Annotated in this window: 16 protein-coding genes and 1 pseudogene; 6 read left to right on the top strand and 11 right to left on the bottom strand. The window is 68.2% G+C overall.

Features of this window, described 5'->3' with window-relative positions; translation table 11 throughout:
* The first annotated feature begins 257 nt into the window (after positions 1-257).
* Positions 258-992 carry a GbsR/MarR family transcriptional regulator gene (locus OHA25_RS38535; protein ID WP_327581840.1) on the top strand — a complete coding sequence of 245 codons (735 nt, stop codon included), beginning with the start codon at positions 258-260 and terminating at the stop codon, positions 990-992.
* Positions 993-1,369: 377 nt separating this feature from the next.
* Here OHA25_RS38535 and OHA25_RS38530 read toward each other — a convergent pair whose 3' ends face one another.
* From OHA25_RS38530 to OHA25_RS38520, 3 genes are all read right to left on the bottom strand, one after another.
* Entirely contained in the window at positions 1,370-2,641 is a 1,272-nt protein-coding gene (locus tag OHA25_RS38530) for a cytochrome P450 family protein (RefSeq protein WP_327581839.1), read from the bottom strand.
* A gap of 294 nt (positions 2,642-2,935) precedes the next feature.
* On the bottom strand, positions 2,936-3,772 hold the full coding sequence (locus OHA25_RS38525; RefSeq protein WP_327581838.1) for a phospholipase A2: 837 nt from the start codon (positions 3,770-3,772) through the stop codon (positions 2,936-2,938).
* Between the two features lie 46 nt (positions 3,773-3,818).
* Entirely contained in the window at positions 3,819-5,135 is a 1,317-nt protein-coding gene (locus OHA25_RS38520) for an RNA-guided endonuclease InsQ/TnpB family protein (protein ID WP_327581837.1), read from the bottom strand.
* Between the two features lie 24 nt (positions 5,136-5,159).
* On the opposite strand from OHA25_RS38520, the pseudogene tnpA reads away from it, so the two are divergent.
* Positions 5,160-5,442: pseudogene (gene tnpA / locus OHA25_RS38515) on the top strand (IS200/IS605 family transposase); the annotation flags it as partial.
* Here tnpA and OHA25_RS38510 read toward each other — a convergent pair.
* The 6 genes from OHA25_RS38510 to OHA25_RS38485 form a co-directional block, all read right to left on the bottom strand.
* A complete protein-coding gene (locus OHA25_RS38510) occupies positions 5,414-6,070 on the bottom strand; it encodes a hypothetical protein (protein ID WP_327581836.1) in 657 nt (218 codons plus the stop codon). The pseudogene tnpA and the gene OHA25_RS38510 overlap by 29 nt on opposite strands.
* Before the next feature lie 41 nt (positions 6,071-6,111).
* On the bottom strand, positions 6,112-6,321 hold the full coding sequence (locus tag OHA25_RS38505) for a tyrosine-type recombinase/integrase (RefSeq protein WP_327581835.1): 210 nt from the start codon (positions 6,319-6,321) through the stop codon (positions 6,112-6,114).
* 52 nt (positions 6,322-6,373) lie between these two features.
* Entirely contained in the window at positions 6,374-7,048 is a 675-nt protein-coding gene (locus OHA25_RS38500; protein ID WP_327581834.1) for a hypothetical protein, read from the bottom strand.
* A gap of 153 nt (positions 7,049-7,201) precedes the next feature.
* Positions 7,202-7,849 (bottom strand): response regulator transcription factor, encoded by a 648-nt coding sequence (locus tag OHA25_RS38495; protein ID WP_327581833.1) that lies wholly within the window; start codon positions 7,847-7,849, stop codon positions 7,202-7,204.
* Positions 7,846-8,712: a sensor histidine kinase gene (locus OHA25_RS38490; RefSeq protein WP_327581832.1), complete on the bottom strand. Its 867-nt coding sequence runs from the start codon at positions 8,710-8,712 to the stop codon at positions 7,846-7,848. Before OHA25_RS38490 ends, OHA25_RS38495 begins: the two co-directional genes overlap by 4 nt.
* 27 nt (positions 8,713-8,739) lie before the next feature.
* Entirely contained in the window at positions 8,740-8,922 is a 183-nt protein-coding gene (locus OHA25_RS38485; protein ID WP_327581831.1) for a hypothetical protein, read from the bottom strand.
* Between the two features lie 110 nt (positions 8,923-9,032).
* Here OHA25_RS38485 and OHA25_RS38480 point away from each other — a divergent pair, with 110 nt between their 5' ends.
* A complete protein-coding gene (locus OHA25_RS38480) occupies positions 9,033-9,680 on the top strand; it encodes an alpha/beta hydrolase (protein ID WP_327581830.1) in 648 nt (215 codons plus the stop codon).
* Positions 9,641-10,144, top strand: coding sequence for an alpha/beta hydrolase (locus OHA25_RS38475; RefSeq protein WP_327591101.1), 504 nt, complete (start codon positions 9,641-9,643; stop codon positions 10,142-10,144). Before OHA25_RS38480 ends, OHA25_RS38475 begins: the two co-directional genes overlap by 40 nt.
* 13 nt (positions 10,145-10,157) lie before the next feature.
* On the opposite strand, the gene OHA25_RS38470 is transcribed toward OHA25_RS38475, so the two are convergent.
* Positions 10,158-11,108, bottom strand: coding sequence for a GlxA family transcriptional regulator (locus OHA25_RS38470; RefSeq protein WP_327581829.1), 951 nt, complete (start codon positions 11,106-11,108; stop codon positions 10,158-10,160).
* A gap of 110 nt (positions 11,109-11,218) precedes the next feature.
* Between OHA25_RS38470 and OHA25_RS38465 the strand changes: the two genes are divergently transcribed.
* On the top strand, positions 11,219-11,866 hold the full coding sequence (locus tag OHA25_RS38465; RefSeq protein ID WP_327581828.1) for an HD domain-containing protein: 648 nt from the start codon (positions 11,219-11,221) through the stop codon (positions 11,864-11,866).
* Positions 11,867-11,972: 106 nt separating this feature from the next.
* Positions 11,973-12,437: an SAM-dependent methyltransferase gene (locus OHA25_RS38460; RefSeq protein ID WP_327581827.1), complete on the top strand. Its 465-nt coding sequence runs from the start codon at positions 11,973-11,975 to the stop codon at positions 12,435-12,437.
* Here the strand turns inward: OHA25_RS38460 and OHA25_RS38455 are convergent.
* Complete coding sequence (locus OHA25_RS38455; protein WP_327581826.1) at positions 12,431-12,988, bottom strand: TetR/AcrR family transcriptional regulator; 558 nt, start codon at positions 12,986-12,988, stop codon at positions 12,431-12,433. The two genes, OHA25_RS38460 and OHA25_RS38455, sit on opposite strands and share 7 nt — an antisense overlap.
* Between the last annotated feature and the right edge of the window lie 10 nt (positions 12,989-12,998).

Raw genomic sequence — 12,998 nt, 5'->3', positions numbered from 1 at the left:
CTGCCTCCTTTGTGCCAGACGTTCATGTATCGCTGAACGTTTGTGACAATACATTGCATTCAAACTTCGGTCAACATTTCTCGGCGCCAAAAAGCCTGTACAGCCCAGGTATGTGACCAAGATTGCAATGAATATGAGACTGAATGCAATAGGTGATCAAGCTTCTGGATTGCAATGATGTGCGAGTGAATGCATACTGTGCGGCGGGAGAGCGGGCGCCGAGCCCGCGCACGCACGCAGATGGGAGACGAGCGTCGATGCCCGGAGACAGGCTCACCAGCGAGGACCGTCAGCAGATCGCTGCCGGGCTGGCCGAAGGGCTCGGCTACACAGAGATCGGCCGCCGTCTTGGGCGGCCCGCCTCCACCATCATGCGGGAGGTCACCCGCAACGGCGGACCCGACGACTACAGGGCTCAGCGGGCGCAGGAGGCCACCCAGCAGCGGGCCCGCCGGCACCGCCAGGCCAAGTCCCCGGCGCCGCCGGTTGGCGACAGCAGTCACGGGCGCGATCCCCGGGCGGTCCAGGACCTCACCGAATCCTTCGCCACGCTCCTCGAACAGCAGGGCATGCCTCGGATGACGGCCAGGGTGCTGGCCTGCCTGTACGTCACCGACTCCGGCACCCTCACCGCCGCCGAGCTGGTCCATCGGCTTAACGTCAGCCCCGCGTCGATCTCACAGACCGTCGCCTTCCTCGAACAGCAGGGGCTCATCAAGCGGGAACGCACTCCCGGCGGGCGCCGCGAGCGCTACGTCGTTGACGACGAGCTCTGGGTCCGCTCCACCCTCGCGGCCATGCAGCAGAACGACACCCTGATCGCCGCATCGCAGCGCGCGGCCCAGATCCTCGGGGCTGCGACCCCGGCCGGCGCGCGCTTCGGCGTCGCCGCCGAGTTCCTACGCTTGGTGAACGTGCCCCTCCGACAGGCCATGGAGCAGTGGCAGCAGAACCAGGCCGACCGGAACGCCCGTGCACCCCTGTCCGAATAAAGCAATCATGCGAAATCCACCGGCTGCCCCTTCCAGCCCTACTTGGGCTGTGGGCCAAGCTGACCCGCGAGGACAGCAAGTCCTTCGCTTTGAGTTGGCCCACCGCGCTGCCGACGCCGCGGATTGCACACTCCAGCGGGCGATGATCAGCCTGGCCCGACCGCCCAAGATGTTCGGGCAGGCCGTTCACTTGGTTATTCCTCCTCAACGGGCCGATCGGGTCTTTCCGGCGTGCCGGCTCCGCGGACCGCGTGTGCCTGTCCATCTCGACGCGCGACAGGGAGGGTTCCGTGCTGCGGGGGCTTGGCGAACCTGCCTGTGGACGAACTGGCCCGAGCGGCCTTCTTCCCTGCCGCCCGTCGCGTCACTCCGCTTGCCTACGTGAAATCGTGGGCCGACGCCGAGCTGCACGAGGTCGCGCCGGGCACGCCCCTCGCGGGACCGAGAACCACCGGCAGCCTGACCGGTCCCTCGGTGATGATCGACGAGTTGTAGACGATCTCGTCCGTCCCGACCGCTAGGCGCAACTCGGGGAACCTGCCGAACAATGAGGCCAGCGCGATGCGTGTTTCCAGCCTGGCCAGCGGCGCACCGAGGCAGAAGTGCGGACCGCGGCCGAGCGCCAGATGCATCTCCGGCTCCCGTGTGACGTCGAACCGCTCGGCTTCCCGGCCGAACCTGGCCGGATCCGTGCCCGCTCCGGCGAGGCCGACCATGATGGCCTCCCCGGCCGGGATCGTCACCCCGGCGAGCTGCACGTCATGCCGGGGGTAGCGCAACATGATGCCCACCACCGAGGTGCGGCTGCGCAGCGTCTCCTCGACCACCTGCTCCCAGGCGATCTCCGTACGCGCCAGCGCGAGCTGCTTCGGGTCCGAGCACAGGGCGATGACGGCGTTGCCGATCAGGTGCACGGTGGTCTCGTGACCGGCGATCAGCATATGCCACATGATCCACAGCATCTCGTCCTCGGATAGGCGGTCGCCGTCGTCCTCTTGTGCGCGGATGAGCCCGGTGGTGAGGTCGTCGCCGGGTTCGTGGCGCTTGCGCTCGATGAAGGCGGCCAGGTAGCCGAGCACCCCGTTGTTCGCGGCGAGGGACTCCTCCGGAGCGGCGGTGTGCGACACCAGCACGTTGCCCCACTCGCGGATCTGGGGTCGCTCGTCCTCCGGAACGCCGAACAGTTCGCAGATCACTGTGAGGGGCAGCGGCGCGTTGAAGGAGGACACGAGGTCGACCACGCCGCCTTCGGCGGCCATCCGGTCGAGCAACGCGTCCGTCATCTTCTGGATGCGTGAGGTCAGCCCCTGCACGCGGCCGGGCGTGAAGGCGTGGTTGATGAGACCTCTCAGCCGATGGTGGTCCGCACCGTCCTTGGTCAGGAGATGTTTGCCTTCGATGATCTGGCGCAGCGGCCAGTCGGGGGGGATGCTGCCATCGTGCAAGGCCGTGAAGTTCCTGGGGTCCTTGCTGTAGAGGATGCCGTCGTTCGCGAGGACCTCGTTGATCATGTCATATGAGGTCACCAACCAGACGGGCACCTTGCCCGGCAGTTCGACCCGCAGGACGGGGCCGATCTCGTCGCGATAGCGGCGGATCGTTTGGGATGTCCGCTCGTTCGGAGCCGGCAGTTGGAGGGGGATGTGCATCGGCAACAACTCCTTTGACCAAATGTCATACTTACTGTGCGTGCCACTGTTAACCACGCCAAGTAGCGAACGGTCTTACTTCCGAGCAGCTTCCACCTGCCGACCAGGCCATATTCCGTGCCGGGCGTGTCTTGGGAATGAGCACCGGCGCCTGGTTGCCGCCCGGCACCACGCCGGCGCGACCCAGGGAACCCAGGGGGTGAGTCCTGTGGCGGCTCGGGCCGGCCGGGCATGTGGTGAACGCGGTCTCGCATCGGTGAGCCGGTCCCGGCTGGCACCGGGACCGGCTCAGCGTCACGTGCCGAGCTTCAGGACGGCCGCGTAGTACACGTGGGCCAGCCCGATGCACTTGACGTGGTGCACGATCTGCGCGTCACAGGCGACCAGCATGTCCCGGTAGAACATCCGGTCGATGCGCAGTTTCCGGTTGTAGTCGAAGGCGCCCATGGCCTTGTAGTTGCGGTTGCCGAAGTCATGACGCGCGCACTGCTTGCGCCAGTCGACCCGTTCGAACGGGGCGAGCCCGAGGACCGGCCGGTCCGGACTGCCCGAGCACAGGTCGGTGCTGTGGTCCCACTCGTAGCCGTCGATGTAGTAGGGGTCACCGCCGTCGAGCCCCAGCCAGCGATTCCACCCGGCGGTCGAGATCTCCGTGAGCATCGCCAGCATGTGGGCTTTCGACGGCTTCAGGCGGATCGTGATCGTGGGGCTGGCGGCGCTTTCGCCTCTCATGTTGACGGCGGTCACCCTGACGTCGTACCTGCCGATCGGCAGGTACCTCAGGGTGATCTCCGACTCGGCGAGGGGGTAGCGGGCCCGGGTCCAGGATCCGCTGCCCGCCGGCCGGTAGTACAGCCAGTACATGACGTCGGAGCCGCTGTCGTTCCAGGAGATCCGTGACCACCCGGGTCCGTCGGTGTGATACAGGGTGCTGGGTGGCTGGGGCTTCGGGTAGTCCGGCACCGCGGAGACGGAGGAGCTCGGCGGGCTCTCGCCGTCGCGGTTGACCGCGATCACCCGGAAGTCGTAGGAGTAGCCGCGCCACAGCGGCGCGCCGATGCTGGCCTCGTGCCAGGTGGCCGGCCAGGCGAGCCGGTACCACGTGCCGGTCCCACTCGGCTTGAACTCCACCCATTGACGTGCTCCTCTCCATGAATGGGGAGGATTCTCATGGCCGCTACGCGGCCACCCCGTGCGGGGTGGTGCGGGTAGTCCCGCCATGAGGTTCTTGACGCTTCAGCGGCCCCAGTGGTGCAGGGCCTCCACGTCCAGTGACCGCCCGTCCGGCGGCTGAGTTGTACCGATGCAACTGGGTGCGGGCGGCGTTGACGTCAGCGTTGCCGATCCACCCGCAGGCTGGATTCTTGCACACGAACCGGGACTGACTCTCGCGGGAGCCTTCGATGATCGTGTGACAGGCGTGGCATTCCTGGCTGGTGCCCGGCGCCGGGACGAGGACGACCTTGCCGCCTTTATCGGTGGCCTTGTAGGTGAGGAACTCGGCGGTGCGTCCCCACGCCTCGGTGGCGATGGCCCGGTTCAGGCCGCGTTTTTGGGCGACGTTCCTGCCCGGCGCTTCGATGGTGCCGGAGGCGCTCGCCATCATGTTCTTGACCTTGAGGTCTTCGAGCACGATGACGGAGAACCGGTCGGTGAGCTCGGCGGTGGTCTGATGCTGCCAGTCGATGGCCCGGCGCTTGGCTCTCGCGCGCAGGCGGGCGATCTGGTCGTAGGTGTGCTTCAGCCGGTTACTGGCGGGCTGTCCGGGTTTCGCGGCTCGTTTCTGGCGGGCGGCTTTGCGCTCTAGACGAAGCAGGCGCTGCTGTTCCCCGCCGGACAGCCACCGGTCACGGTGGAAGATCTTCTCTCCGCCTGCCAGGGCGAGGGGTACGGCGATGCCCCGGTCGATCGCGGTGTGCGGCCCCGGATGCGGGGCGGGCACCGGCTGCTCGGTCTGGATACGGAACACGATGTGCCACCCGCCTGCCTCCTTCACCAATCGGGCCCCGGTGATCTTCCCGTGCGGGCCTCCTGTCGTGACCCCGGGCAGGTCCTTGGTCCACCGGAAGCGGATGCGGCCGAGTTTGGGGATGGTGACCGCGCCCCACCGGCGGTCGATCCGGGTGATGTTCAGGTCCCGCGCCTGGGGGACGTCCACGGCCATCCGGGAGCGCAAGCGGCTCTTGAACGTGGGGCGCCCGGCGGGGTGGTCGGGGTTGAAGTAGTTCGCCCACGCCTGCCGGTAGGTCTTCAGCACGGCCTGCGCCGCCTGCGCGGGCAGATCCTTGAGCCAGTCGATCTCCTTACGGGCGGCCCGGATGGCCTCGTCGCACTGGGCCAGGGACGCGAACCGGCCCTGCCGGAAGGTGAAGAACTCGTGCAGCAGGTTCCACAGTAGGCGCGCGTTGTGCGCCTGACCGTCCAACACGGCGCTCTGCCGCTGGTCCAACTCCAGGCGCGCAACATGAGCGCGATTGCGTTTCTCCCGCTCCACGCAGCGCATTCTATCGTTTGGTGTATGTCACCGCGATGGGAACCGAACCCCGACATCAGAACCGGACGTCACCGCGTCCACGACCTGTCCGCGCATTTGGTGTTTGTCACGAAATATCGGCAGGACGTCTTCACCGGCCCGATGCTGGAACGCTGCGAACAGATCATGAAAGAGGTGTGCGAGAAGTTCGACTGCGAACTGACCGACTTCAACGGCGCACACGACCACGTCCACCTCCTCGTCCGCTACCCGCCCAAGGTCGCCCTGTCCTCCCCTCGTCAACTCCTTGAAGGGGGTCTCGGCCCGCGCAGATCCTCGGGGTCCCAGGCGTTGACGTCGTAGGTCAGGAGCAGCTTGCCGGGGTCGGACAACTCCGGATGGTGGCGGCCGACGTAGACGAACTGCCGCCGGTTGCTGATCTCCGGCTCCGGCGCCTCGTACAGGTACGTCGGCCCACTGAACGGCCCGGTCGGCGCGTTGGACACGTACGCCACGAGCCAGCCGCTGAACAGGTCGTTGTTCTCCTGCGTGATCATCGCGTACTGGTTGCCGACCTTGCTGACCGACATGCCCTCGCCGACGCCGCTGACCATGCGCGCGGAGTCGCTTTCCTTGTCTGACCAGCCGCTGCCGGTCCAGAACTCCCACGGGCCGCCGAGGTCGCCGGCCTTGGCCCTGGCCAGGTGGACGAACTTGGCGCCCTCGGCGTACTCGCTGCCGTAGATGTAGCTGTAGCCGCCGTCCTCCAACAGCGCCGAGCCCCAGGTCATGGAGTCGCTGACGGGCATCTGCCGGACCGAGGTCACCCGTAGGTCGGGCAGGCTGAAGGTGGCCAGCGCGGTGCCCTGGCGTTTGAACCCGAGCGGGGTGCCGTCGTTGGTGCTGAGGTAGCGGCCGTAGATGGTATCCGGCCCACATAAGCCCAAAACCCACATTGAGTGGATCTTGAAGCGGGTTGTCGCTGGTGGGAGCTTCTTCAGTGGGTACGGCGGGGCAGGCCGAGGATGGCAGTGATCTCGGCGACGGCTTCGCCGCCGGGCTTGACGTAGCGCATGGCGGTGCGCGGGTTCTTGTGCCGCGTCTTGGCCATGATGAGTTGCAGAGGCACCTTGGCCTCGCCGAGGTGGGTGGCGGCGGAATGGCGGAGCTGGTGCGGATCGAGTCCCGCGTACTCCTCCAAGAGCACGCGAACGCGGTCGTAGCCGAGGCGGGCCCGGCCGATGTGCGGGCAGAGGTCTTCAGTTCTGGGGCGGCGGACAGGAACAGCGGTCCGCGGGTGCGGGTGGGGCCGTCGGGGTGGCCGTCAGGCAGGCGCAGTAGCCGGGGTAGGAGGCGGGCGGTGCCGGTGTCCCAGTGGACCCATTCGGTGTCGCCGCCCTTGGAGCGAAGGGGAGCGCACCGGCCTTCCAGGTCCAGGTCCTCCACGTCCAGGGAGAGGATCTCGCAGGCGCGGGCGGCGGTCTCATACAGCATCCGCCACAGGCCTTTTCGCGCAGCGGCAGGTCGCGGCGGGATAGCAGCCGCTGGATGGTGGTCTTGGTGACGGCCTTGGTCTGGTCGAGGTGCTCGCGGCGCCGTTCGGCGTCGGCCGGGACGGAGGGGGCGGCCCACCGCTTCTTGGTGGCGCACCAGGTGAGCCAGGTCGACACCGCAGCCCGGTTGCGATTCCACATCGCCGGCGCACATCCGCCCCACAGGGCCAAGAGCGCCTCGCCGATCTCCTCGTCGCTCACCGCGGCGAGGTGGCGGGTCCCGCCGCCGAGTTCGGCGACGATCCGGTCGATGGCGGAGGCGTAGGCGCGGTGGGTGTTGGGGTTGGCCATCCGGTTGGTGGACAGGAACCTGTCCGCGGCGTCGGCGAGGTTGACGTCATCGCCGTGCAGCGCGGTGATCTTCCGGTTGGGCGCGGTCATCGGGTGCCCACCCTAGACGCGATGTACCGGATAACGTGTCCGAATCGCGCACGGCCCGCAGCGGCGGGTCCGCAGGTCGGCCATGATCGCTGACGGCTCATGTACGTGATAATGGGCTGTTATCACGTACATCTGAGGGCGGCACCCCGCCTGTCAGCCGAGAGTGGCATCGTGCACGAGGATGGCTGCCTGCACCCGGTTGGCCAGACCCAGCTTGGCCAGGACCCGGCTGACGTGGGCCTTCACCGTCGCCTCCGTCAGGCTCAGCTCACGGCCGATCTCGGCGTTCGACAGGCCGCGTGCCAGCGCTCTGATCACGTCCTCTTCCCGGGCGGTCAGCGACGAGAGCCGTCGGCGGGCGGACTCGGCGCGCGAGGGCGCCTTGTCCACGAAAGAGCCGATCAGCCGCTTGATGACCGTGGGCGACAGCATGGCCTGTCCTGCGGCGACCGTGCGTACGGCTGTCGCCAGGTCGCGCGGCGGGGTGTCCTTGAGTAGGAAGCCGACGGCGCCCAGGCGAAGGGCCTCGTGGACGTACTCGTCCAGGTCGAACGTGGTCAGCATGATCACTTTGGGCGGATGGGGAGCGGCGAGTATGCGGGCGGCGGCGGCCAGGCCGTCGGCGCCTGGCATGCGGACGTCCATGAGGACGACGTGTGGCTTGAGCCGGGTCACGGCGCTCACGGCCTCGTCGCCGTCGCTCGCCTCGCCGACAACAGCGATGTCGCCCGCCGCTTCGAGGATCATCCGCAGCCCGGACCTGACCAGGGCCTCGTCGTCGGCGACCAGGACGCGGATCATGCCGTGGGGATCTCGGCCAGCACCTGGAATCCGCCTTCCGCGCGCGGCCCGGCCTCCAGCCTGCCGCCGACCAGTTCGACGCGTTCGCGCAGCCCGACCAGGCCCCATCCGGAACCGGGCAGGCCGCCGCCGGTGAGCGAAGGCCGGTTGCGGACGAGAACCGCCAGTTCTGCGCTGCCGTACCGGACATGAACCTCGGTCTCGGCGTCGCCCGCGTGCTTGTGCACGTTGGTGAGCGCCTCCTGGACCACCCGGTATGCGGTGCGCTCGGCGGTGGGCGGCAGCGGGCGGGCCTCGCCCTCGTCGTGGCGGTTGACCACGATTCCAAGGGCTCGCGACTGGTCGAGCAGCCGATCCAGGTCGGCCAGCGTGGGCTGCGGGCCGCGTTCCGGAGCGGGCGAGCGCAGCACGCCGAGCACCTCACGCAGGTTCGTCAGCGCCTCCCTGCCGACTGCGCCGATGAGCGCGGCGGCTTCGACCGTACGGGCATCGGAGGCGTTGACCTCCAGCGCGCCCGCGTGCAGGACCATCAGGGAGACCCGGTGGGCGACCACGTCGTGCATTTCCCGCGCGATGCGTGCCCGCTCCTGGTCGCGTGCCTGGTCGGCGCGGAGCACCTGCTCGCGCAGCAACTGTTCGGACTGCCTGTGCATCGCGTCGATCACCTGCCGCCTGGCGCGCACCCACAGCCCGGCGACCAGCGGCAGCCCCAGCATGGCGCCACCCAAGATCACGACGTTGGCGGCCGTGCCCGCGACCAGTGCGCCGACATACAGCCACAGGTCACGGCGGCGAAGGCGCACCCCCGCGTAGTACGAGGCCACGACGGCGGCGGGCCACATCACCAGCCATGCGTAGGCCACGGCGGCCACCGCGACCAGCGGCCACAGCTACCGCCTGGCGAAGGCCGCGGCCACGCCGCATCCCACCGCCACGACTGTGAGCACCGGCACGGGCAGCTCCGACCGCACTCCCATCGAACCGGCCGCCGCCGCCCTGGACAGCGGGAAGACCACCACGCCGAGCGCCCAGGGCGTGACCCGCTCCACGATCCTCCAGGCCTGGTCAAGCATGCTGAGAGGCTGCATGCGCGACAAGTGCGAGATACCCCTACGAAAGTCGCGGGTGCCGTGTGACTTTCGCCGGGGACGGTACGGCGGTGCCGCACGGCAGGGTTGACCGCATGAAGAAGATCCTGACCGCGAGCCTGCTCGTGGTGTCTGCGTTGAGCGCTTCCCCCGCTTCGGCCGCCACGCCCGCGACCGCCCTCCCCGCGCCGACCGGCGATTACCCGGTGGGCAGAACGGACCTGCACCTGGTCGACTCCAGCCGCCCCGACCCATGGGTCTCTGACCGGATCGTTCGCGAGCTGATGGTCTCCCTCTGGTACCCGACCAGGAAGGGCGGCGGCAAGCTCGCCCGCTACGTCACTCCCCAGGAATCCGAACTGATCATCAGAGCTGTGCCGCAGCTCGAGGACATCCCGGCCGACACGCTCGCCAACACCACCACCCACGCCCGCGTCGACACCCCGGCACTGAAGCGCAGGGGCGGCTGGCCGCTGGTCGTCCTGTCCCCCGGCATGTCGCTGCCCCGGGCGACCATGACCTCGCTGGCCGAGGAGTTCGCCAGCCGCGGCTACCTGGTCGCCGGGATCGAGCACACCTACGAGTCGGTGGCCACCACCTTCCCCGACGGCCGGACCGTCACCTTCGAGGCGGGAAAGGCCGGCCAGACCCCCGAGACCGGAGCCAAGGTCGCCCGGGTCAGGGCGCTGACACCGAGTTCGTCCTGGACCAGCTCGGCAAGAGCAAGCGCTGGAACCGGCTGATCGACGAAAACAACATCGCCATGGTCGGCCACTCGGTCGGCGGCCAGAGCGCCGCCCAACTCCTGCCCCTCTCCACACGGATCAAGGCCGCGGTGAACCTCGACGGCACCTACAACCCCAAGACCCCGGCCAAGCCGCTGGACAAGCCCTTCATGATGATCGGCAACCCCAGGCACCAGCCACACTCCAGCAGCAGCGACACCTCATGGGACACCTTCTGGCCGCACGTGACTGGCAACTGGAAGCGCTGGCTGACGGTGACCGGGGCCGAGCACATGAGCTTCATCGACTACGCGGTGCTCCAGCCGCAACTCGGACTGCCTGCGCCTGCGCTCGACGGAGAACGCGCCATCACGATCACTCGCACGTACGTCACGGCCTTCCTCGACCTGCACCTCAAGGGCCGGCCCCAGCCCCCGCTGGACGGGCCGTCGGAGGACTTCCCCGAGGTGAAGACCTGGTAAACGCCCCCCAAGACTATGGCTTCTTGCCACTCGGAGATCTCTCTGCCATGGCGGGATGGAAGGTATCGCGGTAGACGCTGGGTGGGACGCCGACATGCTCTTTGAACAGCGTGCGAAAATTGACCGGTGTGCCGAGGCCGCAACGCCGTGCCACGCCTTCCACGGTGAGGTCGGTGGACTCCAGCAATTCTCGTGCGCGGCTGAGCCTGGCTTCCAGGAGCCATCGCATGGGTGGCTGCCCGATCTCGGCGTTGAAGCGGCGGATGAGCGTCCGGCGGGACATGCCGGTCTGCTGCGCCAGGTGGTTCACAGTGAGTGGCTGGTCCAGGTGGAGGAGCGCCCACTCCTCCAGCTGTGCCAGCCCTCTCGAACGGTGGGGCTGTACTGGCAGGTCGATGTACTGGGCTTGACCGCCGGCGCGGTGCGGGGCGGTGACGAGCATGCGGGCCCGCTGGTTCGCCGCGCGGGCTCCGAAGTCGCGGCGTATGAGATGCAGGCACAGATCCAGTCCTGCGGCGACCCCGGCCGACGTCAGCACCTCGCCCTCGTCGATGTACAGCACCTTCGGCTCCACCATGACCCGTGGGTACGCACGGGCCAGGGACGCCGCGTACCGCCAGTGTGTGGTGGCGTGGCGTCCGTCGAGCAGCCCTGCGGCGGCCAGAACGAACGCGCCCGTGCAGATGGACACCATGCGGGCGCCCCGGGCCGCCGAGACCGCCAGGGCGTCGCGGACCGCGGCGGAGGGTGGACCTGGGTCGGCCTGGCCGGGAACGATGACGGTGTCGGCAGATTCCAGACAGTCCAGGCCATGCTCGATGGACAGTGCTGGACTGCCGTGCAAGGGGACGACCCCCGGTCTTTCAGCGCACACCGTCAGCTGGTACGGCCCGCCCTCCCAACTGCCGAAGACCTGCAGCGGAATTCCGAGGTCCAGCGGGAGAACGTTCGCGAGGACCAGCACGACCACATGATGCGCGGTATCCGATCCGTGACCCACCATGGCACGATTCTATCGCTACGTGGCATCAGTGCCACTGACTGAGGTGACCTGCCCGCCCCTACGGTCACACCATGAACATCGCCCACCTCATCCCGGCGCTGCCCAACGATCCTGTGACCCGCCAGGCCGTCGAACACATCCGGTCATGCGAGAGCGAACCCGTCGCCAACCACAGCATCCGCAGTTACCTGTTCGCCGTCCTGCTCGCCGACCACGAGGGGCTGACGGCCGGCACCGACTTCGACGCCGATCTTCTCTTCTACGCCTGCGTCCTGCACGACCTTGGCACCTCGCCGTCGGCTCCAGGCAAGCAACGCTTCGAAGTCGAAGGCGCCGACATGGCCGCGGACTTCCTCACCAGGCACGGCTACGGCATGCGCGAGACGGACGCAGTCTGGGAGGCGATCGCCCTGCACACCTCGCCCGGGATCGCCGAACGTCACGGAACGCTGGCCTACCTCACCCGCGGCGGCGTGGGTGGCGACTTCGGCATTGGGGTCGATTTCGTGACCGACGCGCAGGGCGAGGCCATCCACCTGCGCTACCCAAGGCTGAACATCGTCACCGCGCTGGTCGACGACATCGTCCGGCACGCAGCACGCGCCCCGCAAGCCGCCGCCCGCTATACCCCCGCCTACGAACTCTCCCGGGAGCGAGGGGAATTCGGCGCCCCGACAAGTCTGGAACTCGCGGCACACGCCTCCCGCTGGGGGGCTTGAGCAGGCGCATGTTGTGTCCCGTCGGCATACCAGTCAGATGACTGATCCGGGCGAGCCTGCCGGCCCGTACGGTCGTGAGGAGCCACCCGATCAATGGAGGATCGCCATGGAGCACATCACTTTACAGCCGGTCGGAACGGTGATCGGCGGGAGGAGCGAGGCGTTCGACGACGACTGGAACACCGAGCAGGCGCTGGTCCGCCTCGACGCGACCCGATTCCGGCCCGATGCCCTTGCCGGTCTGGACGAGTTCTCGCACCTGGAGGTGATCTTCCAGTTCCATCTGGTGGATCCGGCCTCGGTGGTCTTCTCCGCCCGCCGGCCGCGGGGGAACCCGGAATGGCCGGAGGTTGGCATCTTTGCCCAGCGCGGCAGGAACCGTCCCAACCTGCTGGGTGTCTCTCGTTGCCGTCTGCTCGGCGTGGAGGGACTGGATGTCCATGTCCGTGGGCTGGATGCCATCGACGGCAGCCCGGTGCTGGACATCAAGCCCTATATGGCCGAGTTCGGGCCGCAGGGCGAGATCGTCCAGCCGGCCTGGGCGGGCGAGCTGATGCGTCATTACTACTGAAGGAAGCCGGTGATCAGGGCGTCGACGAGTGTACGGGTGTTCATGCTGGGCACGCCGAGCGTGATGCGGTCGAAGGTCACTCCGGTCAGCAGCGAGCCGAGGGCGTCGAGTTGCTCGTCGGTCGCGTCGGGGTGGATGGCGCGGAGCTGGGCGGTACGGATGCGCAGGGTCACCGAGCGCAGGTCGCGCATGAGGGCGGCCAGCCGGGGGTTGCGGGCGGCCTCCAGCGACAGCTCGAACCGGGCCAGATAGCGGTTGCGCGCCGGGCCGTCCCCGGCGTCGATGGCGGCCGTGAGGCTGTCGACGAGGCCTTCCCGGTCGAGTGGGGACACCGGCGCAGCCTGCAGGGCGGCGAGCTGCTGGTCCAGGATCCGGTGGGCGATCGCCTCGTAGAGGGCGGCCCGCGTGCGGAAGTAGTTGGACGTGGTGCCGACCGGGACTCCGGCTGCCGCGTCGACGGCGCGGTGGGTCACCGCGGCGAGGCCTCCCTCGTCGATGAGTCGCATCGCGGTGTCGGCCAGCAGCTGGCGTCGATCACTCTCCCTGGGCACGTGCTTGACC

This window comes from Nonomuraea sp. NBC_00507 (assembly GCF_036013525.1).
In the GTDB taxonomy this organism is placed as follows: domain Bacteria; phylum Actinomycetota; class Actinomycetes; order Streptosporangiales; family Streptosporangiaceae; genus Nonomuraea.
Note: the sequence above shows the minus strand (reverse complement) of the source record. Positions and strands in the feature narration are given on the sequence as shown.